The sequence below is a fragment of the Pseudomonas sp. 91RF genome, assembly GCF_003576265.1.
Lineage (GTDB): Bacteria > Pseudomonadota > Gammaproteobacteria > Pseudomonadales > Pseudomonadaceae > Aquipseudomonas > Aquipseudomonas kribbensis.
Genome location: NZ_QWFC01000057.1, coordinates 1 through 23,612 on the forward strand (window position 1 = coordinate 1; position 23,612 = coordinate 23,612).

Sequence of the window (23,612 nt, forward strand, 5' to 3'; positions counted from 1 at the left end):
GCCGGCAGTGATCAGGCCTTGTTTTTCGCCGGTAACCGACATGTACGCTGGTGTTGCCATGGGAGGTGCTCCTTGCGGATAAAGTTAGGGTGCCCGGGAGGCGAAATCGCCCGGTGGGTGCCAAAGCTATATCAAGGAGCGTGCCAACATTTTCGAAGCCATATAAACCAAGGGGTTGGCACGGAGCGTCATTGAATACGTCGAAAAAAGGCAGGGTTTCAGGCAAAAAGTGCGCAAGAAGTTGCGCAGTACTGCGCAACTTCTTGCGCACTTGGCTGCAGCCCTTGATTTGCAAGGGCTGCAGCGATTCTGATGGGTTTTTTATTACGGGGAACTGCGCAACTTCTTGCGCAGTATGGCTAATTGACATTGCTGTGGGGTTTGGCCACTAATCGCACATTTGACCTGATGTTAATGACCTGCCGGATCCAGCAAAAGAGCATGGAAAAATTGAGCCTGATGACTATAAAAAACCTGAAGTTCAGCAGTGCTGAGAGAGCCGTTCTTGATTCGATCATGCCAGGTGGCGAAAACTGGGCGAGGTACCAAGGAACATGCTTGGACACATGCTCCTATTTCCGTCGCTGCAAAAACGCAGGTCCGTCCGAGAAGGTTTGTTCGTCAGCCTGGCAGGAAGCACCGTTGAATGAGGATGCCGTGAGTGTGTTCATTCATGTCCTCGGCTCATTCCATTATTACAACCAAGGGGACTTCGCGGAGGGCGGTGAGGCCGCAGCGATCATCTCTGGATTGCAGAACAAGTTCATCAATGCGAGAGATGATCTGAGAGATAACTCGGGATTTGCTGAAGGATCCAAGGTTCTGAGGACCCACTTGGAGACCGAACGAAACGGGCGTGAGGCATACAAGCTGAAGCTTCAGCATATGCATGATACAGGTAGTCTGAGCTGCGCAGCCTGCGATACTGATTTTTATGCTCTGCTGGGGAAGAAGGCGACCCGAGTAATTGAGTGTCATCACCAGATACCGCTTTCACATGAGAGTCATTCAGGGGAGACGAATCGAGAAGATCTATTGCTCTTGTGCGCGAACTGCCACCGTATTGCCCACACCGACGAAAAGCTGCTCCTGGTTGAAGACCTTCGCAAATTTATTAAGCCTTAATGGAGCATCTGCTGAGATGGTTTCTAAGCGGAGGCTGGCACGTACTTCTTTTACTGAACAGGAATTTCTGTGCTTGATTGCCGAGCAGAGGCTTCGACAGAAAGCACTGCCGTTCACCAAGGAACATGGTAGCCAGTACACGAATAGGGCAGCCATAGCCTGCTGCCTAGCTTAAATTGAACCGCTTATCAGGGAGGAAAGTTGTGCAACGATTTGATCGCAGTAGTGAACCGCCGCCTCGGATGCTGCAGAGTAAGGAGTTCAATGAGCAACGGCAGGTAATGGTCGATTACTTCCTGATGGATGAGAAGCGTCGGGCCCAGACGAGACCGCCAAACCCGCGCCTGAGGTTGAATCAAGAGTCCATGAATGGAGCCCTGAAAAGACTTTTTCACGGCAAGTGTGCATTCTGCGAAAGCTATAGAAGCACTGTACCTTACCCGTTTCGCCCAATAGTCGATGCCTTACCGATGGAAAACCGCTCTGAAGCCCGTCTGTATTACATCTGGCTGAGTAGCGCTTGGGAAAATTTCTATCCTATTTGCGAGGGATGCAACCCCGAGCGTCCCGAGTTTTTTCCAGTCAAAGGTAGGCGCGCTTCGTTGCCTTCCGCCGCCCAGCTTAAACGGTACGTGGAGGAAGGTATTGGTTTATGGCGGGATCATCCCCCCAAAGAACGAAATATTCTGCTCGATCCTTGTAAGGATAACTTCATCCCTCATTTCACTGTTGATCTGGACGGCTATCTATTTTCACACTCAGATCGCGCACAACAAACAATTCAACATTTCAACCTCAATCGTGACGACCTGTACGAATTACGTGGTCAGCGTATGCAGGAATACTTCGAGGAACTCGTTGAGAGGATATTGCGCGGGAGACAGGTACAAACTCAAAGAACCGACCTGTTCAATTTCGCCAAGCTAGAGTTCGGTGGGTTGTGGTATCTGATGTGCCGCCAAGTCGTATTATTTTTTACCGAAGGCAAACCGCAACGGTGGTCACTGTCGTTGAGCGGAATGGAGCAGACTTATCGGAAGCTTGTTAAAAGCTTGAAACCTGACTTTGACCGGGATGCTCTGGAGTCGTGGATCAACGATTCATTGCGCGACTTGTTCACTGAAGACTCCCACATGGCGCGCGGTTTAACCGAAGTCCCCCCCACTTTAACCAGCATATCCCTGAGCAACTTCAAAGGGATCGAACAGTTTGATCTGGTCATGCCTGCACCGAAGGCAGCTGTAGGCGAGTTAACTGACCAGCTACAACCAGCCTTGTTAATCTTGGGGGAGAACGCTGCAGGAAAAAGCTCCATCCTCGAAGCCATCGCTTTAGCTTTATCGACTGATGAGGCACGAGCCGAGTTGAAATTAGATGTATCGTCTCTACCCCTTGACCCTCAGCTACTGGGTGAGCGCTCTGCACCTCGTCGAGAAAAGGCTACGGTCAACCTTAAATTCGATGACGGCTCTACGCGGTGTCTTAACATCGCAGATGGAAGGTTTTCCATAGAGGTTGGTTCAGAAGTGCCTCCTGTTTTTGCTTATGGTGCATTTAGGCAATATCAAAAACGACCAAAACGCTACAGCCATGGCAAATCAATCCTGAATCTATTCCATTCGGACAAGCTACTTTCCAACCCTGAAAAGTGGCTGCTGAGTTTAAGTGAGGATGATTTCGACAGCGTGGTGGGTGCATTGCGCGTCATTCTTTCGATCGAGGGTGAGTTTGAGGTCATTGAGCGCGATTACGAAAACCAACGTTGCCTGATCGTGACAGCTGCCTCCGGTCATCATGCAATTAATCGTACTCCCTTGAGTCTCGCGTCTTCGGGCTATCGGTCAATATTGGCGATGGTCTGCGACATCATTCAAGGCTTGAGGAGTGCACAGATTCATACTTTCTTCGAGAGCCTGGAGACGGCGAGGGCGGTAGTCCTCATCGACGAAGTGGAAGCTCACCTGCATCCTCGCTGGAAAATTCAAATCATGAGCGCCTTACGAAGTGCTTTGCCAAAGGTCACTTTTATCGCGACAACTCACGATCCATTGTGCCTGCGGGGAATGGAGGATGGAGAGGTAATCGTGATGCATCGGGTTGCTAGCCAGAGTGGTGCGGATAGCGAATGGCCGGTGATGGTGGAACAGGTGGTTCGACTGCCTGAGGTCAGTCAATTAACGATCGAACAATTGCTAACCTCTGACTTTTTCGGCCTGGCGTCGACCGACCAACCTGGCACCGAACGTGAGTTGGCGATGTTCGCTGACCTGCTGACAGCTCGAGCATCCGGCCAGGTGCTAACTGAGGATCAACAATTAGCATGGGCGCGCTTCGAGCAGGACATTAGTGACGCTTTGCCCGTAGGCACCACTGAAGTACAGCGGTTGGTACAAGAGGCGGTAATGGAGTATCTGAAAAACCGCCGGCAAATATCCTCGGAAAATTTGGGTAAGTTGCGAGATCAGGCCCGTCGAGACATCGTCGCAATTCTCGAGGGTATCTGAATCATGCGTGCCGTCATCCGCAACACAGTCCGCAAGCCTGACGCAATGACGGGAGCCGACTCCCCAGCTTCGCGCGAACTGAACAAATTCAGGCAGCACTTCCATGCGCCTGGTGACAACGCCCCGACATTTACCGTGTACAAGTCTGACAGCGTGAAGAAGCAACTAGATGAGCTATTTCATGGCAAATGCGCTTACTGTGAGAGCTTCTATGCATCGACAGCACCGGTAGACGTTGAACATTACAGGCCAAAAGGGGCTGTTCATGAGGACGGGTCGCACCCCGGGTACTGGTGGCTTGGAATGGATTGGGAGAACCTTCTACCGAGCTGTATCGATTGCAACCGTAAGCGCAAGCAGAGCATGCCCAGATTATCTGCCAAGCTGCTGACGCTGCAGGAAGAGCAACGAGGTTTTAGCCATGGCGTAGTCATGTCTAGCGGCAAGAAGGACAGCTTTCCGGTGCTAGGTACGCGTGCGATGACGGAGACTTCTTCAATACTCGACGAATACCCCCTGTTGTTAGATCCCTGTAGAGATAGCCCTAACGAACATCTCAGATTTCACATTGATCGATCCAACCTCATCAGTCTTGTCGTCCCTCAGCCTCACGCAGGAACGGACCTGCCTGTGATGGCGATTAATGGAGCAGACGAAACCATTCAAGCCATGATTGATGAAGCCCTTGAGCTTGGACTGAGTCTCAGAGGCGTCGTGTCCATCCATGTGTATGGACTCAACCGTCTCGGTCTGGTGCAAGAGCGGACGCGGTTGTTGCGGCAGTTGGAGTTCCTTGAGGCACTAGCTTTGGATATCGGTGTTATGGCTCAGGAGCTCAAGCCTGACCCCGCAGAACCGAAGGTTACTGATGTGCGTGACGAAGGCATTTTTCGCCGTTTGAATTTGCTTCAGGAGCAGGTTCTGCGTGAGATGAAGCGCATGGCAAGACCTCAAGAACCCTATTCAACCATGGTGCAAGCCTGGATTGAGGGTTTCAAAACGCGCTTGCGGAGCTGAAGGTTAAATATTCGGCGTTGGCCAACTCTTGAAATACCTTTCTGAACGATGCGTCTAGGAGTGAGAAAGGCCAGTGCTTAGACTGCCAGACTTTTAGGAGAAGCAAATGCACGGAGTGCATAAATCAAAACTGGCCACACTACTGCTCATCCCGCTGATTGGGGCATGCTCATCGCCTCATATGCTACAGCCTGCTGTTCAATCTGGACGACTTGCTCAAACGGCCGCGGTCGTGATCGACAACTGTTCGGTGGGATGTCCAACGGGTAGTGACAGAACCACGCTATACCGTCAGGCGTATACCCTGAACAACAACGGCTCCACGAAATTCGCTAACTGGGTGGCCTACAAAATCACGAAGGAGACACCAGCGAGCGGGCGTCCGCGTAATTGGAAGACGGATCCCGACGTGCCTGCTGGGGAGACGCTCAACCCTGTTGACTACAACGGTGCCAGCGTTGCCCTGAAGATAGACCGCGGTCATCAAGCCAACCTGGCCTCGATGGGGGGAGTATCTGATTGGCAGACGCTCAACTACCTGACAAACATCACGCCCCAGAAGGCGGATCTCAATCAAGGTGCGTGGGCTCGTTTGGAGGATCAGGAGCGAAACCTCAGCAAGGCAGAAGGTGTGGATGCGGTTTACGTGGCTACAGGACCGCTTTATGAGAGGGATATCGGTTCGCTGCCTGGTACCAATAAGGTGCATACGATTCCGAGCGGCTATTGGAAGGTCATTTTTGTCGGTAGTACTCCTGCCGGTGGGCAGTATGCTGCGTTCATCATGGAGCAGAGCACGCCGCGTGCGGCCAATTTCTGTGACTTCCAGGTCACGGTGTCGGAGATTGAAGAACGATCTGGGCTGACATTTTGGAGTGGGTTGCCACAAGACGTTCAAGCAGAGCTGAAGGCGAAGAGGGGGCAGTTGGCTTCGACCATAGGCTGTACGGTTCAGGCAGAAGCCCAAACCCGAGAGGGCTGAAAAGTCAGAGCTTGCTGAATCCGTCTTAAAGGTAGGCCCGCTCTGCGTCCTGCGGGTCAGCCACTAGCATCACGCTGGCCAGGTACATTTCTGCGGTTATGGCCAGGTCCTGGGTGGATTGATCCTTCTCGACAAGCGCCAGTGTGATTCGGGCCGTTGTGACTCACTTTTACCGAGCCTTTGCTAACGAAATAGAACCCCTTTTGGCAGAACCAGCAACAGCATCTTGCATGAATGGTTTAGAGGGCGTAGCCGGGCGCAAGTACCAAGTTAGGAACTCCATATAATGCTTCTCGATTACGCAGCCAGAGCTGGTACTCGCGCGCTGAGCCAGAGTGATCGTGCGAGCAGTCAACGCCCCACTGTCTGAGAGCGTAGCCTGCGACGGCAGCGCGAACCTTTATGAGCATGACGCCGTCTTTGTTGAAGGGGTAGTCGCATAGTACTGGCTCTTTTCGTTCAAGTTCGGGATGAGGGACCAGCTCAAGCACGACTCGGCGAGACCAGTGGTCATCCTCATCGGCACATTCGGCCTCGCGGGCCGGTCCAGCGTCTTGTACTGATCCCACCCGGGTTATCACAAAATCTCTGAACTCCGAGCTTTCCCGATCGTATGCCCTCGCGTGCCATCGTCGGCCATCGCTGTGCAGGCCGAACGGCGCGATTATCCTGGTGCTGCATCGAGTGAGTGACTCGTACGTGATCTCGATGGCGCGCTGTTGCCTGATTGCGCGGCAGACAGCCGCCAAGATGTAAATTTTGGGTTGTGCTAAGGATTCGCTGATGGTGCATGGGATCCCCGTCGACCAGCTCAGATGCTCCTCATCTCCAAATCCCTGACTCAGCCAAGTTGTGATGCGGGAAACCGAGTAGGTGAAAATAGGGTTAAAGCCTTCGCTTGGGCGGTACACCTTTTCTCGTTGGTCGAGAAAAAGGTTTTCAGGAGCTAGTTCGCGGTATAGCGATAGATCCCTAGTTGCTGCAGCTGTCTGAATGTCGAAGCGATTTACAACATCCCGCCGTGAAACGGCGCCACAGAACCATGCCTGTTGCTCAATGAACGCCAGTCTGTCCCGTTGCTTCTGTGGGATGTCTTCAATAGGGGATAGGTTGGACACTGTATATAACCTCAGCTTGTCATTGCCTGATGCAGTAATATATCTTTTTGATTCAATGACGGGATCAAAAAGATTCGATAGCCGTTTTGCTTGTTTCGACTATCGCGTCCGCGCTGACTCTTGTCCACCTTTCTGCGCGTGGAGGCCCTATGGCCAAACTTCTCCGGGTCATCCTGATTGACTCGCTTTGTCGAGGCGAGATCGTCGAGGTGAAAGCCGACGACAACACTTGTCTGACAGGCACTAACGGCATCGGCAAGTCGACCTTTTTGAAGCTGCTCCCTCTGTTCTACGGCGCCCCTGCTGGTCGAATGGTTCGTAAGGGCACCAATACCACAAGTTTCGCCGATCACTATCTGCCTCATGCGTCGAGCTACATCGTCTTCGAGTACGAGAACCACGAGAGTGCTCTGCGCTCGGCCATCCTGCATCGGGCTTCTAACGGTTACGCCTACCGGTTGGCGGCTACCGGCTGGAAGCCCAGTCTGCTTTATGTGAATCAAGGCTCAGGTGAGCTGGTTCTGCCTGGCAAGGTTGGTAGCCGCATTCAAGGTATGGGCATCGACTGCACGCCTGAGTTGAGTTGGAACCATTACAGTAAGATCATCCAATACAACACCGGCTCGGCAGACATGGATGGCATTACCGATGCATCTGTGAAAAAGATGATCAACCTTTTCCGGCGCATGTATTCGCTCGCACCGTTGAGGCGTAACTTCGCAGGCATCGACAGTCTTATGTTCTCTCTGCTGGAGTCCAAAGGCACCTTTGACTCCATGGAGTCTGCAGTCGGAGAGATTATCCGGCAGGAGACTATGCGAAGCGAGATCGACCTTTCAGGTATTGATGTCCAATCTTTCCTAAGCGCGATCAGCAACCGGGCGAGTTACCTGGTGATGGATCGTGAGGTCAAACCCAAGATTCTTGATTTGGCGATTTTGCGTAGTCGATTGGTGGCTTGCGACCAGCAGTTGGCTCGCCTGAAGACGGTCGCCGTGACGCGGCAGCTTTCCGTCAAGCAGGAGCAGGAAGCTGTTGTTGCAACTATGGACGCGCAGCGTAAAGAGGAGCTTGCTGCACAGGACGCTTCTCGTGACGAGCAGCGCCAGCTTGATTGCCGCCTAGGTGATGCCCGGGCAGCATCTACTGAGCAATTGCGCCTACTGAACACACTGGAAGACCAGAAAGCCGGCTATGACAAGACCGGCATGCCAGCATTGCTTGCTAAGATCGACAGCCTTCCCTCAATGCAGGAAGACCTGGCGGCCAAACGAGAGCAACTGGCACTGTTGACCAGCAAAAGCGAGGGTATCGTCTCTCGCTTTTCGGCCATGGAGCGCGCCGTCATCGACTCGCTGTCTTCGCGTCGCGAAAATCGTCGTGGTGAGGCTTTCGGACGTCTCTCCGAGTTTGATGCACAACTTCGGCTGCATAACGAGGCCTCGGAAAATGCGCTGGGACAGGCCAACAAAGCACACACTGAGGACCTTGCTCAGTATGAGCGAGCCCGCAGCGAACTAGCGGCACTCGCCGCTTCTTCGGCGGCAGAGGTGGCCTTTTTGTCTCGACAGAAACATCTACCAGATATCGCTGAGCAGATTGATGCGGAGCAAACCGCTCTCGCTCAACTCTATGAGTCGCAGGAGCAAACGCGAAAGGATCTGGACCGGCTCGATAGAGAGGTTGCTGATCTCATCACTGAACAGCAGGGCCTTGCCGCCGAGATGTCAGGCCTTGCCCGAGGGCGCGATGACCTGCGGGCAGAAGTTAAATTGCTCAACGCTCGCTTGAATGCATCTGACGAAACCCTGCTGTCGTTCCTTCGCGGCAGCATGCCTGATTGGGAGACCACGGTTGGGCTCGTCATCGATCCTAGACTGTTGATGCGTGAAGACCTGTCACCGTCGTTTTCGGCTCCGTGTGCCGGGCTCTTTGGCTTGCAGCTTAATCTTGAGCGCCTTGATCCTGTTGACGTGCTCAATCTGGAAGAGCTGGAATCGCAGATTGCGCGGCTGAATTTGCGCATAGTTGAGAGCAATGATGCTGAGGAGGCTCTCAGTCATCGATCAGCAGCTGCTCAGGTTCGCCGTAATACGCTACGCGAGGAGCGAGTCCCTCTCGATTCCCGTACAGCAAGCATTGAAGTTGATGCTTCAGCCAGAAAACAGCGCCTGGAGTCGCTTCGTGATGAGGGTGCAGAGCTGCTTTCCATAGCTCGAGCCAAGGCGCAGGAGTCAGCCGAGAAGGCCGCGACCGCTCTCTCGGAAAAGATCGCTGAGATCGAAAGCTTGAAGGCCGCTTTCGGGCGGCACAAGTTGGAACTGAAGAGCATTGCCGATCAGGCCCGGCAGGACATTGTTGCCCAGCGAAGCTCTGTTGAAGAGGCTCTCGTCGCTGCCCTGGCTGATCTTGAGCGTACTCATCGTGAAGAGATCGAACGTATTGAGGCTGATCGATATTCAGCCCTGCAGGGCGCCGGCATTGATGCGGGCGCAGTTCGACGGTTGGAATCCACGGTCAACGGCCTTGATCAGTCGGTTCGACAACTGGTCGAGCAGTTACCCCGTATTCAGGATTACAGAGCCTGGCTTGAAACGGCTTGGCCTCATATGGCTGCCCGTGAGGCGGCCTACGCAGCGGCAGAACAGGTGGTCAGCCGTCTTGAGCGCGATCTGCAGGCAATGCGCACAGCGTACGAAGAGCGGCAGAAGGCTTACAAGGTGCGTCAAGCCGAGCTGGCAGCCCGAAACAGCACGCTGTTCGATCAGGCCAGTGCGCTCCGTTCGGTCTTGGAGCGCCTGGGGCAAGTCGCTGCAGCATCCACTGGCACCGAGAGTCTGGAGAAGCTGTCTGCAGCGGATATCGAGTCTGAGGTTGGCCGGATATTCAGGGATGCTCACCAGATTAAACAGGAGGGGCGTGGGCTTCTCCGTGATGTGGAGGGACCCTTTAACTTCGCACATCGTGCCACCCCAGAAGCCGGGATCGTGCACGACATCATCATGCGGGCCAGGCATGTTGACAGCTCGGGTGAGCGGGTCTGGTTTTACGCAGCACCTGAGCTGCAGATGTATATCGATGACGGCCACGATGTACAGAGGAGCAAGCTGGTTACCTATATCCGCACGTTGTGCAACCAGTTGGTTGAGGGGGGCAAAATCCTTGCAGAAGTCGATCGCACGATTCAGGACGTCGGCCGACGAGCAACGCTGCAAGTCTCTGAAGTGCTCGGGCGCTTCCCGGAGTTCACCGATTTCCATCTTCATGTCGTCTCGAAGATAAAGGATCTGAAGATCAACGACCTGCCGATCTGGGAGCACATCCGAGCGATTGAAATGCAGTCGGCCCGATGGAATGCCATGGGTAACGACGCCTTCCCACCCGATGGTCTTGATCATGCTCTGCGCATGCTGCACTCGGCCATGGTTGATAAGCAGTGGCGGGGCGCGCAGATCAACGAGTGCTTTGAGGTCAGTCTTTCCTGGCAGGTGAATGGCCAACCGCGCGTCGCCCGCAATACGACAGACTTAGGCGATGGCTTGAGTACCGGCCAGCTGAAGATTGTGGTTGGGATGATCTACCTTGCCCTGTTCGAGATGATCCGGCGTGACGCCGACTTTGAGCTAATCGTACCTGTGGACGAGGCGCTGGAGCTTGAGGTCAACAACGCGGCGACGCTGGTGGGCAATTTCAACTCGCGCAACGTCAAGCTGATGCTGGGGTTCCCGGGTGGGGCGCCAGAGCTGATGAGACACTTCAAAAATCTGTATGCCCTCGACCGACGCCGCTCAGGCGGGGTTTATTTGAAGGAGTATCGTGGTGCTGACCCTGTGGCTCTGGATGATCTGAATGCCGGTCTTCCAGAGGAAGGGGAGGTTTATGCATGAGAGCAATTCTCGAGGGTCTAATCGCTGGGCGGTTCTTCTGCCCATACTCCAGTCGCGAGGTTTACGAACAGCTTCGCCAGCCTGAATTTGCGGCTGCGATAGAAGCCGCACTTCGCCCTTTCGGACGGGCGTTGGCACATTTGGGTGAAGGCGACGACGTAACGGCGTTCTTTGCCCGCTACGTCGATCTTTCCGACTCTGGCGATCGGCGCGAGGCTATGGAGGAGTTGAAATGCATTCGCGACCAGATAATGCCAGTGCTGGATTTCATTCACCTCTGTGGCCGGGCAGGGCAAGGGGATGTTTGTCTGTCACCTGGCGAGGAAATTTCCTTTGGTGGCCTTCTGATGCATATCGATCAGTTTCTGGTCGCACGTGACCAGCTTCGTGATCTCTGTGTTTACCCGATGTTCACTCGGGTAAAGGTTGTCGAAGGCAACAAGGAAAAATTGACTGTCGTGTTCAAGGTGCTGGTGGATGCCGGTTACTTGGTTCGCAAGGGTGTTGAGTCGAGCCTGTATGTTGCCACCGGCAAGATGGGATACCTCTATCACATGGTGTCTTGGATCGCCGACAGTCAAAAGTTGCTGCCTGCAGAAGAGCCAGAGGCTGACCCGTCACAGGGTACGGGAGAACTTCTGTGAAGGAGGAGAACTGGCGAGAGTTTGGTGCTCATCTGGTCGCGAATGCAGCCATCATCGAGGATATTTGCCAGGCTGACGAAGAGGGTGTACCAAAGCCGGAGAAAATGACGGCCGGGCTCTCTTGGTTGGTCAGCCAGCGGCTTATTGATGACTGTGATGGCAGCCTTCACCCTTCGTCGATGTTGCTTGATTTGGGGTCTCGTATTGGCGCGCAGCGCTTCGAACTGTCGGCCCCCGACCTGCAGGAACTACTGATCCGGATTGAGCATGGCTGTGTGCGATTTCACTCATCCAAGGAGCGTTCGCCTTCTGAGCTGGATCGTGAGCTACAACAGGTGCGCCTCTCTGTTCGCCAGGTCGTTACGCACTTGCGTGACGAGCACCGGGCTGCAACTGACTTCATTGAGGCTCGCTACGGGTATTCCTCGCGATTCAAGGACCGTCTGAGGGATATCGACAGTGCGGTGAAGCGCCTCGGGCGGCTTTCTGAAAAGCTCATGGCCATTGATCGCAACAGGTTAAGTGACTGGTGTCGGGAGGACCGCTCGCTTCGTCGTTTATTGCTGAGCAGTTTGTATGAGTCGATTGACCGCTGCAAAACGGGTATCCGAGATCTGATCGACCGGTTGAACCAACTGGGCACAACCATGCGTCAGCGGAATCATTATCGCCGGATGGCACAGAGCGTCTTCTCCTGGCTGCAAGACGGCAACAACCCAGACTTGGACGACATCCTTGAGCATGTGGATGCGGAGAACTGGATTCGTGCTGCACGTTTGCCCAATAGCGCTTATCTGTTTCCGCCTGTCGAGGATGAAAAGGCTATTCAGGAAATGTCCGCTCTGATTCAGGCAATGCCTTTGCCGAAGGTTAGAAAGTCATTCCACGATCCGTTGCTTAGTCGCGAGCCCATTAAAGTAATCCCCGCGGTGCCGGAGGTCGAGGACGCGCCAGAGCCGTTTGTTGAACCGCACTTTCATCGAATGCTTGCAGCGCTAAAGCGTGATCTCTCACCTCAAAGCGCCCTGGCTTACTGGGATGACATCGCTGATGAGGGTTTCCGAAGCGCCATCTGGCTCTATGCGTTAGATGCCTACTACCTGACGCTTTTGGCCGATGCCGCCCGAGTCGGGAAGATGCCACGCTTTATGTTGGCACCAGTGCTGGCGCCATCACATGAAGGCTTTGACAATAAGGTCGTGGTGGATCTGGTTCTTCGTCTTAGAAAAAATGGGGAGCGTTCATGACTTCGTTGCTGCGCAGCAAGCAAGTCGTTGAGATGGTTAGCCGTGCTGTTCGTATGGCTTCAAATGAGGTCGCGCTGGGCGGCGTATGGATGAAAATTCATCAGTTATACGGAGTCGGCGAGATCAGTGGCAAAAGACTCCTGCTAGACGCGGATGATAGGAAAGCACTTCGCAGCCTTGCTGAGCGGCACGTTGGTTGGGATCCTCATGTGGCAGGTAGCAAGGTTCAAGGCAGTCGAGCTGTTCTGGCGTCTTCCACTCGTGACGAGAAGCTGGCACGTGATCCTGTTGCCAAGAATCTTGTTCTGGTTTCGGCGCCTTCCGGAGAGATATTGCTGGGTGACACCATGCAGCCGCTACTGCCTGGATGCATGTTGACGGTGCCTTCAGAGCTACTTGCCGGGCAGCGTCGGATTATCATTGTTGAGAACCTGCAGGCAATGCTTGATGCGTCGCGATATGTGCTTCCGGAGGAGCTAGTTGACGTTCCTTTCGTATTCCGAGGGTCGCCTCAGTTCTCGATAGGGGCGGTGGCGGATTTGGCTAAGCGCGTGCCAGAGGTTTATTACTTCCCTGATGCGGATCCACAGGGCTTGGTTAACGCCAACAAGAAGATCCTATCGAAGGGCACCCTAGGGCCGAGTCCTGAGGCTTTCCGGACCATGCACAATGCAGGTGTTAGTAAGCCTCAGGATTATGAGAAACAAGCTAGCCTCATGCCCGGACTCCTGGCAGCCGACAATCCGTTGGCGAAGATCATTCTTCATTACAAAGCTGGGTTTTCCCAGGAGTCGATGGCGGCGTTCTCCTGCCCGCTGCTTTGCTATTTATGAACCGCTTCTGACGCAAAACAATGCCCCCTAACGGAGGCATTGTTTGTGGTGGGACTTCAGCGCTGATGATGACCCAGGCGTCCTGCTTTGGGTTGCTACCGTTAATCCTGAGGCGGGGCTATTAGTCTTGCTGACATGATTTCGCATCATGCCGATGACTGTATTGTGAAGGGCGATCGCAAGCTTGGTCTTGGTCACGGCCACGTAGTTGAGGTTGATTTCCTCACGCTGCGAGACGATGTCCAGATCACCCATCCAGAGGGTCAATAAAGTCTCGAGCAGGTGAACATAGCCCCACTCCAGCCCTTTGCTACGTTGTGCCGTAGAGGCGATTACGACTGACTCTTCCTGGTTCTTCGCGATTTGCTGCAGGCGGAAGCCTAAGTTGCTTCAGATTCGGGATAGTCCGCTCTAGGCCGATGGCTGCCAGTCGCCACCGGCAGCGATCGGCCAACAGCTGCCGCTCATTAGGCAATTGGCAACCCATCAGTCAGTCATGTGGAGGCCGGGTATACTTCCTTATAGTCGGTATCTTCACGAGCTGACAAACATGTACGATGGCACCACCATCCCTCGCTATAGAATCTTTACAGAACCCCAGAGCGTGCCGGTGACAAATCCCACTCCGACTTTCCATAACTACAACGTGCTCCTTGAGAGGGTCGTCCATTCATCAAGGGAAATTATTTTCTTTTTCGGATCTGCGCTATCCCTACCTGAATGTGAGGGTGCACCCGGCGTGCCTAGTGTTGCTGGCATCCTGAGTCTCGTAGAAGCAACTCTTATGGACACACCTAGCGCATTTGCGCCCGTTCGCGATCAGCCGGACGTCGGAGCAGCGTATCAAAAGGCCTTTCACCAATTGCAGGCCTACCGGGGGCAGGATGCAGCTAATGAGGTGATTCGTCGTGCAGTTTTGAAGTCACGCAAAGTGACCCTAGGTCAGCCCAATACTCAGTCTATTCTTGACTTAAACTCGTGTAGAACTCTCGACGATGACTTTGCAGGATGGCATCTCCGCCCGTCGCTGATTGCCTTGGGCAAGCTTCTGGCAAATCATTCGGGTAGATTTGGCAAGACTGTCCTGACGACAAACTTTGATCCATTGATCCAGATTGCCATTCGCACCGCCCACGGTATGTATATCCGCACCATGATGCATGACGATGGGTCACTGAACCAATCCGAAGGCCCTGGTATCCAGATAGTGCACCTACATGGCTATTGGTATGGTACGGATACATTGCACGTTCCGACGCAAATCGGAAGCCGTCGCACTCAACTAAAACGTTCACTTGAGCGACTGCTGCAGAACCGCACATTAGTTGTTATGGGGTGTGGGGGCTGGGACGATATTTTCATGTCTAGCCTGTCAGACCTTGTCAGTGACACGGAGTTGAATCCAGATGTCCTTTGGACATTTCATGAGTCAGACGAAGACGTTATTCGTAGCAAGTACGCTCACGTTTTTACTAAGCTCGCACCAGCGATGAGCCGCGGCAGGGCTCAGTTTTACGCCGGCGTAGATCTTCACGTTTTTTTACCTCAATTGCTGGCGCGCCTGAAAGACGGGGCCGTCTCCGACGAGCAAACCCACATAAACGAAATATTGGAGAGATTGGGCGAGTTGTCGCCGAAACTTCGTCACAGCATTCTCGGAAAAATCGATCCTTCCCTTATTGTAAGAGTCGACGATCTCAAATTGAAGCATGACACTCTTGAAAAGGAGTTATTGGAGACACGGGATAAATCTGAAGAGCGCGCAAAAATTCTTGAAGAAGAAGCTGCCCGTCTCGCGGCAGAATTACAGCAAGCACAGGCAGCATTGACATCTTCACGTCTTGCCCTGACAAGCGCGGCGATGAAGGACATATCGTGGCTGACCATGATCCGGACGCAAATGATGCCTAAGCAGCCGGGGCGGGTACCATTCCACAATTCAAAGGAGGTTGCACTCCGTGGATACCACGCTTCTGCGGGCGGACAGCGAGCCGTGCCGGTTTTGAGCGAAGTTACTTGGTCCCAAGTAGCCTATCAAGAAAACAACCTTCATCGAGGCTATTACGCTGCACTGATATTTAAAGGGAATAACTTCGTTCCCGGCGTCGTGTGGACATGCCGCAGAAGCGGTGAAGGCTTACCTGCAGGTAACAGCGATTATTTCTGGACACTTCCAAATATTTATTTCGGAGACTACCTCGAAATCTCTAGCGGTGATGGGGCTCCGGAGGCTCCTTTGAGTTGGCGAGGCTATGAGTTCCAGGTTAAGAATCCAGAGGGCAACGTATCAGAATGGGTGAAATTCTCTTATCCATTTGACGACACGATTTTGGAAAATATTCGTCTTGAATCGTTTCGGGTCGGAGTCGAACTGTTGGAGTCAGGAAAGGCTTCAGAGGCAGTAGAACCTTTGAGAAAGTCATATGTTTTCACGGATCGTATGTTGGGAATCGACGACCCGGATACGCAGGAAAAAAAGGCGATTTGGAATCAAGCAATCGACGAAGCAGCACTGTCAAAACTCCGCTTTCGCATCGGTGATCGCTTGACTGTAGTATCTGGTGAGAGTGTCGGAGTAACGGGGACTGTTGAAAAACTGCTATTACGACACCTTCACGCCTATCTGATTCGCCCCGAAAACGGTGACGAACCGTTTCAGGCATCCGACGTACAGGTAAAACTTCGCGAAGCATAATTTATGCGCAGTTGGCATATCGTGTAGCTCACAATCGCTTACGCAATCCCCTACGGATGGCAGCTATTGCTCGATTGTTGACGTTCCAAAGCGCTCGCTAACGAAAGATAGTGAATTTAAGTAGCTGGGCGTCATCCCCAGAAGTTAAAAAATACGGAAAGCCACCTGTCAGGGACAGGTGGCTGGGATTGTTAAGCTATGATGCAGAATTTAGTGAATGAGTTTCATAGCCGCGAGAATGATGCCAACCGCAGCGGATGTGATAACTCCCATTCGGATTGTCAACCTAACGTCAGCTTTTGCGATTTCAGTAGTTAGTCGATGTTCGAGATTCGCAATATCACTTTTGGTTGAAAGAAGAGTAAGCATATCCGACTCCAATGCTTCGATGACTGCGTTGGCTTTCGGCTCGGGCACGTTGATCGAAATCAGTGCTTGATACAGAGCCAGATCCATTTTCATTAAGGCCTCCAAAAAAAACTAAAAAGGCCTATCCCCACGACGGGGTTAGGCCCGTCGTGGGTGGGAAAATCATTACTTCCTTCGACCTTTAGGTCGACTGTTCGCGCTTCCGGAAGCGATGCGAACATTGGGAGGATCCTGCGGATAACCGCAGCGCCGTCTGTAAGATCCTGGCGGCTGGCATGTAGCTGAACCTGTCAGCAAGACACAACGCTAAATTGCGATGCTGGGTGGTTTCTGTCAATCCGCAAACCGGTTACCGAGTGTTTCCTATTGTTGGTCTCGGTTTCTTTCTTGGTATCTGATCAACGACTTTGAGATACGGGTTGTTCAGGGCCAGATCGTTCATCAATCCGCCGTGTTCGTTAAGCAGAAAACCATGCAGGTAATGGGTTTTTCGTGCGCCGCTAACCTCGCATATCCAGATGTTCAGGCCGTTCGGTTGTTTACGGTGTAGCCTCAATTCCTCGAAGCGTTTCTGTATCCATTGCCAGTCTTGAAGGCTCTCTTTTTTTGCGATCCAGGCTAGCTGTGGGTGCTCTTGCCCGTATCTCTGGAATAGCCCTGGCGTGACCAGGAACATTGTGTCGTCGACGGTGTGAACCAAAGCTTTCCTGTCATTGATGATGATGCGGTGGGAGCGCACGCCTAGAGTGAGCCAGTCCATGAAGTGCTTGCCGGAGAACTCAATGGCTTCTTCGACTGATGACGATATAGCCAGCTCAGGTTCCTCGAATGGCACTGTCTCGAAATCTTCCGGGAGGGTAGGAGGCCCGCCGAACAGATCCATCAGTAGGTCGAGAGAGTCTGGTGCCGGCGAAGCGTTGTCCGCGCGTGGCAATGGGCGAAACGAATTATGGTTTGAAGTTGCTCTTTCTGATGCATTTCCCCTCGCTGAGCATGATGTGTTCAGAGGAGGGCCTGGGGCGATTGGCGGTTGCGTTGTGGTATCGACAATAACCGTGCCGGAGAAGGCTGCTGGGCGTGCTGTAGCATCCCAGATCAATGCAGGAGACAGTTTCAGAAAGGTGAAGCTGTGGGACCAGCCCGTTTCACTTGTCACAGTTGCGTTCCAGATTGCCTTGCCGTTGGAACTGGGTAGTGCGATGCCGTGCTCCTGCAGAACGTTGAACACGGCGATGTTTCCTTCCGGGATACCGTCGACCCCTTGGGAGAGCAGGTGAGCCCGAAGCTTGTCAGAGACAGTTTTGCTAACCAGCCACAAGGCGTCCTGGGTGAGCCAGCCATCAGAGGCCTGGGGTTGGTTGAGCTTCAGTTCTGAGCCGAGCAGGTAGCGCAAACCTTCCAGCAGCTTGCGTTGTAATGCGTGCTTAGGGGCGGACATTGCTTTGGCAGGATCACCACCGAGTGCCTGGGCTACGGAGGCTTGGTCTGCTTGCGTGATGAGTGTGCCGAGTTCGCCGGAGTGTTCGCTTTGGCCTGCCAAGCTGAATATCAGAGACGTCCATAGCTCTGGGAAGGTGCAGAGCCAATCCAGAATATCTCGATTCAGTAGCTGATGGATCAGTAGCCCCGATGCCGCGCCGTGCAGTCGGTATTGCCGGTCTTTCCGATATCGAAAACGATAGGGGCTTGTGAGGGGGCCATGCCATGGGCGCCAGGTTTTGCCATCTGCATATTCGACATGCATATCCACGGCGATCTTTCCAAGATCATGGCCAAGGCCCGCGTAGGCGAGGGCAGCGGTCCATGCCTCTGCCTGGGCGATCTGTACTTCTGGTTGAGCGCTTGAAGGAAGCAGATGCGATTGCCGAAGTTTCAGAGCATATGCGATGACCTCAAGGCCATGGTCCAGCATTCCTCCAAGGTAGGCATGGTGGTGGCTTTCTGATGCGGGAAGCAATTGGACCAACTCCGCGTACCGGCTGATGGGATCGAGATAGAGCTTCTCAAATTGAGTCCGGGAGAGGGCGGTACGCTGCCAGATCTGCTCCAGCAATTTCTGTCGTCGGGGGGTATCCAAGAGCGCTTTAGCAGATTGAGGAGCGGTTAATCCTACTGACGATGTTGGCTTGGCTGGAGCAGCAGAAGTGGATGCAGGTCGAGTCTTGCGAAGGAACAGCGAGAACATGATGGGTCCTGTCGATTGGCTTGTAGGAAGGCCTTTTCTGTTTGTTGGGTAGGGCCTTTCCTCTTCGGCTCCATTCTCTTGGTTAACCCCCTTTTTCCGTTTACCTTTTGAGGCATCGGCATGCGTTCTAGGTGCAATGTATGCGGAATGGGCTTCGCACCAGGGAGATTTCTTGTGGCTAATATGGCAAGAGCAGGTAAAGCAAAAAGGATCGGGACATGGCTTGGAACCCTAGGGAAAAACTATCTACGAATAGAAAAGAGTCTTCGCGTTTGGCTGTGTCATATAGGTGTTCCGTCTTTTCTGGCCCGTATTCTTGGATGGTGCCTACACGCAGTAACAATTGGCGTGCTGCTCGAAATCAGTGTGTGGGTGGCTCTATTTGCACTGATTGCGGTTGTAGTCACCTCAGGCCTATTCAGGTCGGAATGCGGCACGAATGACTACGGCTCTGAGTGGAAGGACGGTTCAACTGGTTTTGGGCTTTACGATCAGAATGGCGTGAGACTAGATCCACATGATTCCGACGAAATTCCCTAAGCGTTACTTGAGTTTATTCCATACGTGATTTGTGCCCCTTGCACCCTCCGATTTTGCGTCAGATGTTCCTTGCGCTAAACCCTGGAGTAGGCCTCCTGCTCGAACACCACCCCATGTAAGAGCTGTGATCCAGAAGGTTGGAAGCATGATGAAAAGCGCTCCCATTACGTAGTTCAGCAGCATGTCTCCAAACGAATTGTTTGCGCCTAGCAGTACGTTGAAGTTGCTGTGCGGAGAGTGCCAGCCGTAGAGGGCGTCGAGGATGGTGCTGTCGAGCCAGCGGGCGAGCTGGAACCAGAAGTCGACGAAGAACAACGCGAACTGAACGCAGCTGATGGTCATGAGGGCTTTGAGGTCGTAGGTACCGACAACCAGAATGAGTGGGATGCAGATGGTCAGCGCCATTTTGAGGAACGACAGCACCATAGGGAGTGCTTGGCGCACGACGTCCATGGCGGGAAAGTAGGCAAGCGACCCCATCGTCAGGCCTAGGTCTGACGTGGCGCGGGCAGCGATATTAGATGCGGACATATCGATCTGACCCGCGTAGCTTGAGTAGACTTGGCCTTGGTTCAGCGTTTGCTGACGCGGGGAGACGACTGAGCGGACGACCGCATCTTCGGCTTGATGCATGTTCAGAAAACGTGCCCACTTGGTGATTCGAAACAGCAGGTTTGGGTCGACCTGTCGCAGCAGTCGTGTGCGTAAGCCGTAGCTGCTATCCGTCCACCACTGCTTACACGTTGGGTAGCCACCGCCGGCTGGTACTTTCGTTAGGCCTGCATCTCGAACTGGATTGAATGGCCACGAGGTGCGGGGCGTCTTTGAATGATAGGTATCATAATAACCACTGGTGTTGAGCAGATGGCTCGAGCCAATCCAGTTGATGTCATCCAACTGGCTGTCGTTTAGCGCTGGGCGGTTCATGAAGAGCTTTGCACGGGCGGGGCCGTAGCAGTCCTGACTGAAGTCGGCGACTTCTTGGGCCAGTATTGGATCGTCGATTCGGGCAGCATCGATGTCGATACGGATCTGTCGCAGATCAGTACCGCAGGGGATAGCTGCCGTTGCTCCGCCGGTGAGGGCCTTGGATAGCGAGTGCATGAAGAACCACCACACCGGGACTTTTGCGCTTTGATTGTTGAGCGTCGTGAAGGTGTTGGACCAGCGGGTTTCTTGTGGGGTAGCCACATCGACCTGGCACTGTGTCGAACGCGTGGTGTTGAACTCGATGGTGTTGAGGTCAACGTCAATGAACGGTATGCCTGCGAACATGATCACCGCGATGGCCACCCAAACACGGTTCTCAATCCTGAGTGAAGACAGCACGCCTTTGTTGCCTTCATCGGCGCCCTCGCTTCGGGCTCTGAACCATTCCTGAACAATGATCACCAGAAACGGCAGAGTGAACACTCCGCTGGCGACCAGCATTTCCCAGATGCCGTTATTCACGATCCAGCCGACGAGGGTCAGGTAGTACTCCAGGTAGTCGTTCGTGTAGAGCGTCATGAAGTCGTCCTTACCCGTCAGTTCGTTCGATAGGTCAGCAATTCAAGAAGGGCGAGCACGGCAATTGCAGCGACTTCCGCGTACAGCAGCCGCCGATCTTGATAGTGGCTGAAGCCACGTTTTGCGAGGCTCAAGCGCATCCGGTACCAGCCGTAGACGGTGAGTGCGTATAGGGGCAGTCGCCACACCAGGAGCGCGGTTTGGTTTGAGCGCATCCAGGTATTCCATTCCTTGATATTGTCCATACCATCAACGGCAATCAGTCCGAGAATGATGACGGCGAGGCTGAGTACTACGCCCCAGAAGAGGACAAGCGCAAAAAGGGTTCGGGTAAAAGGAGGGCGGCTCATCGTTTCTGGCCCTCTGATACGGCTTGCTGGATCAGATCCAGTCGATTGCGTACCGGGTCACCCTGAAAGATGCCGCGCGATCCTGCGGCTCTGTTGGCTTGGCGTTGGATCAGCATTATGGGAGAGTTGCCAGCAAGTGTTTGCCGCAACTCGAGTTCTGTTTTTAGGCTGTTGATTTCCTGATTCAGGAGGCTGCTTTCGGTGCTGATCGCTTGCTGAGCCAGTTCATTGGACGCCACGTTCGGCTCCTTGCGTCCGGTCAGCAGCGTGCGCTGCAACAGCAGTGCTTTCTCCAGTACGCCGGACAGCGCGACTTCTGAGGCCAGTCGTTGAGCCAGTAGGTCTTGATCCGGCTCATCACGCAGCGCCTCGATGACTCCACGGGTAATGGTCAGCGATTGGCTGCTTGCCGCAAGCAGGTTTTCAGTTGTCGTAGGTTTGTTGCCTTTAATCAGCGCGTCCAGGGCATGTAGTTTGGTCTCAAACTCTTCCTGAATGAGTGGAGTCAGTCCTACACCTGGCTTGGAATGAGTTTTGGTGCAGTGATCGCATGTCTGGTGTTCACGCTCCCCCAAGACTCTTGTTGCCCAAGCTTCAGCCTCCTGTGGGCTGGACCACGTCTGACAACTCAGGCGATTGCCACAGCTGCTTTTGGGGATTGCAGATCGGTCACTGACATCACGGCCGTTGAGCAGGTTGTAACCCGATCGAGTTACGTCGGACACAACTCTGATGGGGGCTTGGCCTGAGCCGCCGGCTGAGCGCCCACCGACCCAGGGAACCCCTTGATTACCGCGACGAGTCTCAGCTTGTTCGATGGCCGCGACGGCGTCTTTGCTTGCTACGGTTTTGGCGAGTGCGACGCCCTCTGCCAATTGCCCCCACTCCAGTTGGCCGCCGGCAATGTCAGCCATTCGATCGGCAATCGCCTTGCACGTCGATTTGGATCGATCGAAATCGAGACGAGCTTGGAGGATGCCATTGGTGAGCAAATTGTAGAGACCCGGATCGGCGCGTTGAATGATTAAGGCAGGGAGCGAGGCCACCGCGCCCGTAGCGTTCTGAATCACATTGCTCATGATCGACTTGAAGCCTTGGGTGGCTCCGTTGAGTTGGTTTTGCAGTGTGGTGTTGAGGCTCATGTCCCCACAAACCAGGTTGTTGTCCCAACCAGCTCCGACACTGATGCTGTCCATGCTGGCTGCTCCGCCCATCGATACGGCGCGGCCGCCGCCAATGCTGTAAAGCACGTCATCACCGATGACTGTTCCGCTGTGATGGATGCCGTCCTTGTTGATTTGGGTTTGCGTTGCATCACTTGGCGTATTTACCAGGAACAGAGTGGTCAGCAGCATTCCCGGGAGTACGTACCGCAGCGGAGTAGCGCACCTAAGTGAAGGCCTCATTGGTCTGCTCCATTCACATCAGTGCTGCCCAGAAAGGTTTGGCCTTTGCGCTCACAGCAGGTGTAGGGACGCCATAGCGCCCAGGCATAGTCTCCACGTGGTGATTGAACGTGAGGTTCATTGTTCGGGAAGGTCGTACAGGTTTTGGATTGCGTGGGTGTCAGCTCTTGCCACTTACCGGTGCGAGGTTCGCTTTCTTTAAGTGGGCCGGCGGGCCAATAGCCAGGCTGAGCGTTGGCAAGCACTGGTTGGTAAACGTGTAATTGTCCGCGGCGTGTCACGATGTCAGCGGCACGCTGAGCAACCACTGCAGCGCATTTGTGATCGTCGACACCGTGCAGGAAACCACCACGAGGATAGATCGATCCCCACAGATCGCCTTGAGAGCGACTGCCGATCTCACGCATACCTGGCGTCAGAGCTTCCGGAAATACGGCTTCAGGAATATTGTATCGCCAGGCCAAGGTATCCAATGTGCTGAGGAAGTAGGGCATGAGTATTTGCCCGGCACCCTTGCAACCGTAGCCGGACTGACCGACGAACTGACTGAAGATCGCTCCGCCGGGATGACCGATCACGTCAGCGTTTTTGAATTTGGCGAGATCATTTTCTGCTGCAATGCCAGCACTGCCGTCTCCACCACCCCGTGCTTTCGAATTGGCCGGACTCATCATTCGCAATTCGGACCAGGGATTTTCTCCCGTATTGGCGTAGCTCGACACCACTGCGTCGGGTACGTAGTGGCGAACTTTTGAGGACTCCTCTACGTCGCAGCCGAAATTGGTGCAGCGCAGCCAATAGCAGACGCCTACCACGCTGTAAGCAATGCAGTCTGGAGTTAGGCTTGAGGACACGATATCAGCGGTACCGAGAGCAAGTGTTGGAGCCGGAAGACTTACTGCTGTGGTAATCGCTACGAGATGAAGACTCAGGGAGCGGCGATGATGCATGGTTTGATCCTGCGCATGGCTAGGGACGCAGTGAACCAGTGAGCTTGCAGAGTTACCTTTTTCAATCCGATTCGGACCTTCACCTTATTGATAGAATGGCCAGTCGAAAAAAAGCGCCCGAAGGGGAGACTGTCAGATATTTTGTGTGCGGGCCGATAACGGCCTGCCGTCAGGTAGGTCGTGCTTTTACCAGGTCGGCCTGATAAATCGATCTCCGTACAGAATCGCAAATTGATTCATCGCGCTCTTCC

At 53.7% G+C, this 23,612-nt stretch carries 17 protein-coding genes and 1 pseudogene; 10 read left to right on the top strand and 8 right to left on the bottom strand.

Features of this window, described 5'->3' with window-relative positions:
* The first annotated feature begins 441 nt into the window (after nucleotides 1-441).
* The 4 genes from DXT77_RS28780 (at nucleotide 442) to DXT77_RS28795 (ending at nucleotide 5,628) form a co-directional block, all read left to right on the top strand.
* Nucleotides 442-1,125, top strand: a complete 684-nt coding sequence (locus DXT77_RS28780) for an HNH endonuclease (RefSeq protein ID WP_158593105.1) — start codon at nucleotides 442-444, stop codon at nucleotides 1,123-1,125.
* Nucleotides 1,126-1,328: 203 nt separating this feature from the next.
* Nucleotides 1,329-3,629, top strand: a complete 2,301-nt coding sequence (locus DXT77_RS28785) for an AAA family ATPase (RefSeq protein ID WP_147407031.1) — start codon at nucleotides 1,329-1,331, stop codon at nucleotides 3,627-3,629.
* Nucleotides 3,630-3,632: 3 nt separating this feature from the next.
* Nucleotides 3,633-4,646: an endonuclease gene (locus tag DXT77_RS28790; RefSeq protein WP_119430082.1), complete on the top strand. Its 1,014-nt coding sequence runs from the start codon at nucleotides 3,633-3,635 to the stop codon at nucleotides 4,644-4,646.
* Nucleotides 4,647-4,752: 106 nt separating this feature from the next.
* Nucleotides 4,753-5,628, top strand: coding sequence for a DNA/RNA non-specific endonuclease (locus DXT77_RS28795; RefSeq protein WP_119430083.1), 876 nt, complete (start codon nucleotides 4,753-4,755; stop codon nucleotides 5,626-5,628).
* 28 nt (nucleotides 5,629-5,656) lie between these two features.
* On the opposite strand, the pseudogene DXT77_RS30225 reads toward DXT77_RS28795, so the two are convergent.
* Together DXT77_RS30225 and DXT77_RS28805 are read right to left on the bottom strand one after the other, a co-directional pair.
* A pseudogene (locus DXT77_RS30225) lies at nucleotides 5,657-5,749 on the bottom strand (DUF533 domain-containing protein); the annotation flags it as partial.
* Nucleotides 5,750-5,867: 118 nt separating this feature from the next.
* Nucleotides 5,868-6,746, bottom strand: coding sequence for a WYL domain-containing protein (locus tag DXT77_RS28805; protein WP_119430084.1), 879 nt, complete (start codon nucleotides 6,744-6,746; stop codon nucleotides 5,868-5,870).
* Between the two features lie 149 nt (nucleotides 6,747-6,895).
* Between DXT77_RS28805 and DXT77_RS28810 the strand changes: the two genes are divergently transcribed.
* The 5 genes from DXT77_RS28810 to DXT77_RS28835 all read left to right on the top strand — a co-directional run bounded on the left by DXT77_RS28810 (nucleotide 6,896) and on the right by DXT77_RS28835 (nucleotide 16,052).
* Nucleotides 6,896-10,633 (top strand): ATP-binding protein, encoded by a 3,738-nt coding sequence (locus DXT77_RS28810; RefSeq protein WP_178083508.1) that lies wholly within the window; start codon nucleotides 6,896-6,898, stop codon nucleotides 10,631-10,633.
* A complete protein-coding gene (locus DXT77_RS28815; RefSeq protein WP_119430085.1) occupies nucleotides 10,630-11,277 on the top strand; it encodes a hypothetical protein in 648 nt (215 codons plus the stop codon). The genes DXT77_RS28810 and DXT77_RS28815 overlap by 4 nt, the downstream gene beginning before the upstream one ends.
* Nucleotides 11,274-12,524, top strand: coding sequence for a hypothetical protein (locus DXT77_RS28820; protein WP_119430086.1), 1,251 nt, complete (start codon nucleotides 11,274-11,276; stop codon nucleotides 12,522-12,524). Before DXT77_RS28815 ends, DXT77_RS28820 begins: the two co-directional genes overlap by 4 nt.
* On the top strand, nucleotides 12,521-13,357 hold the full coding sequence (locus DXT77_RS28825) for a hypothetical protein (RefSeq protein WP_119430087.1): 837 nt from the start codon (nucleotides 12,521-12,523) through the stop codon (nucleotides 13,355-13,357). Before DXT77_RS28820 ends, DXT77_RS28825 begins: the two co-directional genes overlap by 4 nt.
* Nucleotides 13,358-13,907: 550 nt before the next feature.
* Nucleotides 13,908-16,052 carry an SIR2 family protein gene (locus tag DXT77_RS28835; protein ID WP_158593106.1) on the top strand — a complete coding sequence of 715 codons (2,145 nt, stop codon included), beginning with the start codon at nucleotides 13,908-13,910 and terminating at the stop codon, nucleotides 16,050-16,052.
* 210 nt (nucleotides 16,053-16,262) lie between these two features.
* Here DXT77_RS28835 and DXT77_RS28840 read toward each other — a convergent pair whose 3' ends face one another.
* Together DXT77_RS28840 and mobH are read right to left on the bottom strand one after the other, a co-directional pair.
* On the bottom strand, nucleotides 16,263-16,514 hold the full coding sequence (locus tag DXT77_RS28840) for a hypothetical protein (RefSeq protein ID WP_119430090.1): 252 nt from the start codon (nucleotides 16,512-16,514) through the stop codon (nucleotides 16,263-16,265).
* A 256-nt stretch (nucleotides 16,515-16,770) separates the two neighbouring features.
* On the bottom strand, nucleotides 16,771-18,606 hold the full coding sequence (gene mobH, locus DXT77_RS28845; protein WP_119430091.1) for a MobH family relaxase: 1,836 nt from the start codon (nucleotides 18,604-18,606) through the stop codon (nucleotides 16,771-16,773).
* Between the two features lie 183 nt (nucleotides 18,607-18,789).
* On the opposite strand from mobH, the gene DXT77_RS30495 reads away from it, so the two are divergent.
* The gene (locus DXT77_RS30495; protein ID WP_372238705.1) at nucleotides 18,790-19,146 is read left to right on the top strand and encodes a DUF3742 family protein; all 357 of its coding nucleotides are present in this window, start codon (nucleotides 18,790-18,792) and stop codon (nucleotides 19,144-19,146) included.
* Nucleotides 19,147-19,149: 3 nt separating this feature from the next.
* Here DXT77_RS30495 and DXT77_RS28855 read toward each other — a convergent pair whose 3' ends face one another.
* From DXT77_RS28855 to DXT77_RS28870, 4 genes are read right to left on the bottom strand one after another with little or no spacing between them, the layout of a single operon-like run.
* Nucleotides 19,150-20,655, bottom strand: a complete 1,506-nt coding sequence (locus DXT77_RS28855) for a conjugal transfer protein TraG N-terminal domain-containing protein (RefSeq protein ID WP_119430093.1) — start codon at nucleotides 20,653-20,655, stop codon at nucleotides 19,150-19,152.
* A 17-nt stretch (nucleotides 20,656-20,672) separates the two neighbouring features.
* Nucleotides 20,673-21,005, bottom strand: coding sequence for a hypothetical protein (locus DXT77_RS28860; protein ID WP_119430094.1), 333 nt, complete (start codon nucleotides 21,003-21,005; stop codon nucleotides 20,673-20,675).
* A complete protein-coding gene (locus DXT77_RS28865; protein ID WP_218568667.1) occupies nucleotides 21,002-22,360 on the bottom strand; it encodes an integrating conjugative element protein in 1,359 nt (452 codons plus the stop codon). Before DXT77_RS28865 ends, DXT77_RS28860 begins: the two co-directional genes overlap by 4 nt.
* Nucleotides 22,361-22,407: 47 nt before the next feature.
* Nucleotides 22,408-23,361 (bottom strand): TIGR03756 family integrating conjugative element protein, encoded by a 954-nt coding sequence (locus DXT77_RS28870; protein ID WP_119430096.1) that lies wholly within the window; start codon nucleotides 23,359-23,361, stop codon nucleotides 22,408-22,410.
* Nucleotides 23,362-23,612 lie beyond the last annotated feature (251 nt).

What these genes read in the sequence shown, in the direction of transcription:
- DXT77_RS28815 (WP_119430085.1), top strand. Translation starts at nt 10,630, where the DNA reads ATGAGAGCAATTCTCGAGGGTCTAATCGCTGGGCGGTTCTTCTGCCCA.
- DXT77_RS28855 (WP_119430093.1), bottom strand. Translation starts at nt 20,655, where the DNA reads ATGACGCTCTACACGAACGACTACCTGGAGTACTACCTGACCCTCGTC.
- DXT77_RS28865 (WP_218568667.1), bottom strand. Translation starts at nt 22,360, where the DNA reads ATGCTGCTGACCACTCTGTTCCTGGTAAATACGCCAAGTGATGCAACG.
- DXT77_RS28840 (WP_119430090.1), bottom strand. Translation starts at nt 16,514, where the DNA reads ATGAAAATGGATCTGGCTCTGTATCAAGCACTGATTTCGATCAACGTG.
- DXT77_RS28780 (WP_158593105.1), top strand. Translation starts at nt 442, where the DNA reads ATGGAAAAATTGAGCCTGATGACTATAAAAAACCTGAAGTTCAGCAGT.
- DXT77_RS28810 (WP_178083508.1), top strand. Translation starts at nt 6,896, where the DNA reads ATGGCCAAACTTCTCCGGGTCATCCTGATTGACTCGCTTTGTCGAGGC.
- DXT77_RS28825 (WP_119430087.1), top strand. Translation starts at nt 12,521, where the DNA reads ATGACTTCGTTGCTGCGCAGCAAGCAAGTCGTTGAGATGGTTAGCCGT.
- DXT77_RS28835 (WP_158593106.1), top strand. Translation starts at nt 13,908, where the DNA reads ATGTACGATGGCACCACCATCCCTCGCTATAGAATCTTTACAGAACCC.
- DXT77_RS28860 (WP_119430094.1), bottom strand. Translation starts at nt 21,005, where the DNA reads ATGAGCCGCCCTCCTTTTACCCGAACCCTTTTTGCGCTTGTCCTCTTC.
- DXT77_RS30495 (WP_372238705.1), top strand. Translation starts at nt 18,790, where the DNA reads ATGGCAAGAGCAGGTAAAGCAAAAAGGATCGGGACATGGCTTGGAACC.
- DXT77_RS28795 (WP_119430083.1), top strand. Translation starts at nt 4,753, where the DNA reads ATGCACGGAGTGCATAAATCAAAACTGGCCACACTACTGCTCATCCCG.
- DXT77_RS28790 (WP_119430082.1), top strand. Translation starts at nt 3,633, where the DNA reads ATGCGTGCCGTCATCCGCAACACAGTCCGCAAGCCTGACGCAATGACG.
- mobH (WP_119430091.1), bottom strand. Translation starts at nt 18,606, where the DNA reads ATGTTCTCGCTGTTCCTTCGCAAGACTCGACCTGCATCCACTTCTGCT.
- DXT77_RS28870 (WP_119430096.1), bottom strand. Translation starts at nt 23,361, where the DNA reads ATGCATCATCGCCGCTCCCTGAGTCTTCATCTCGTAGCGATTACCACA.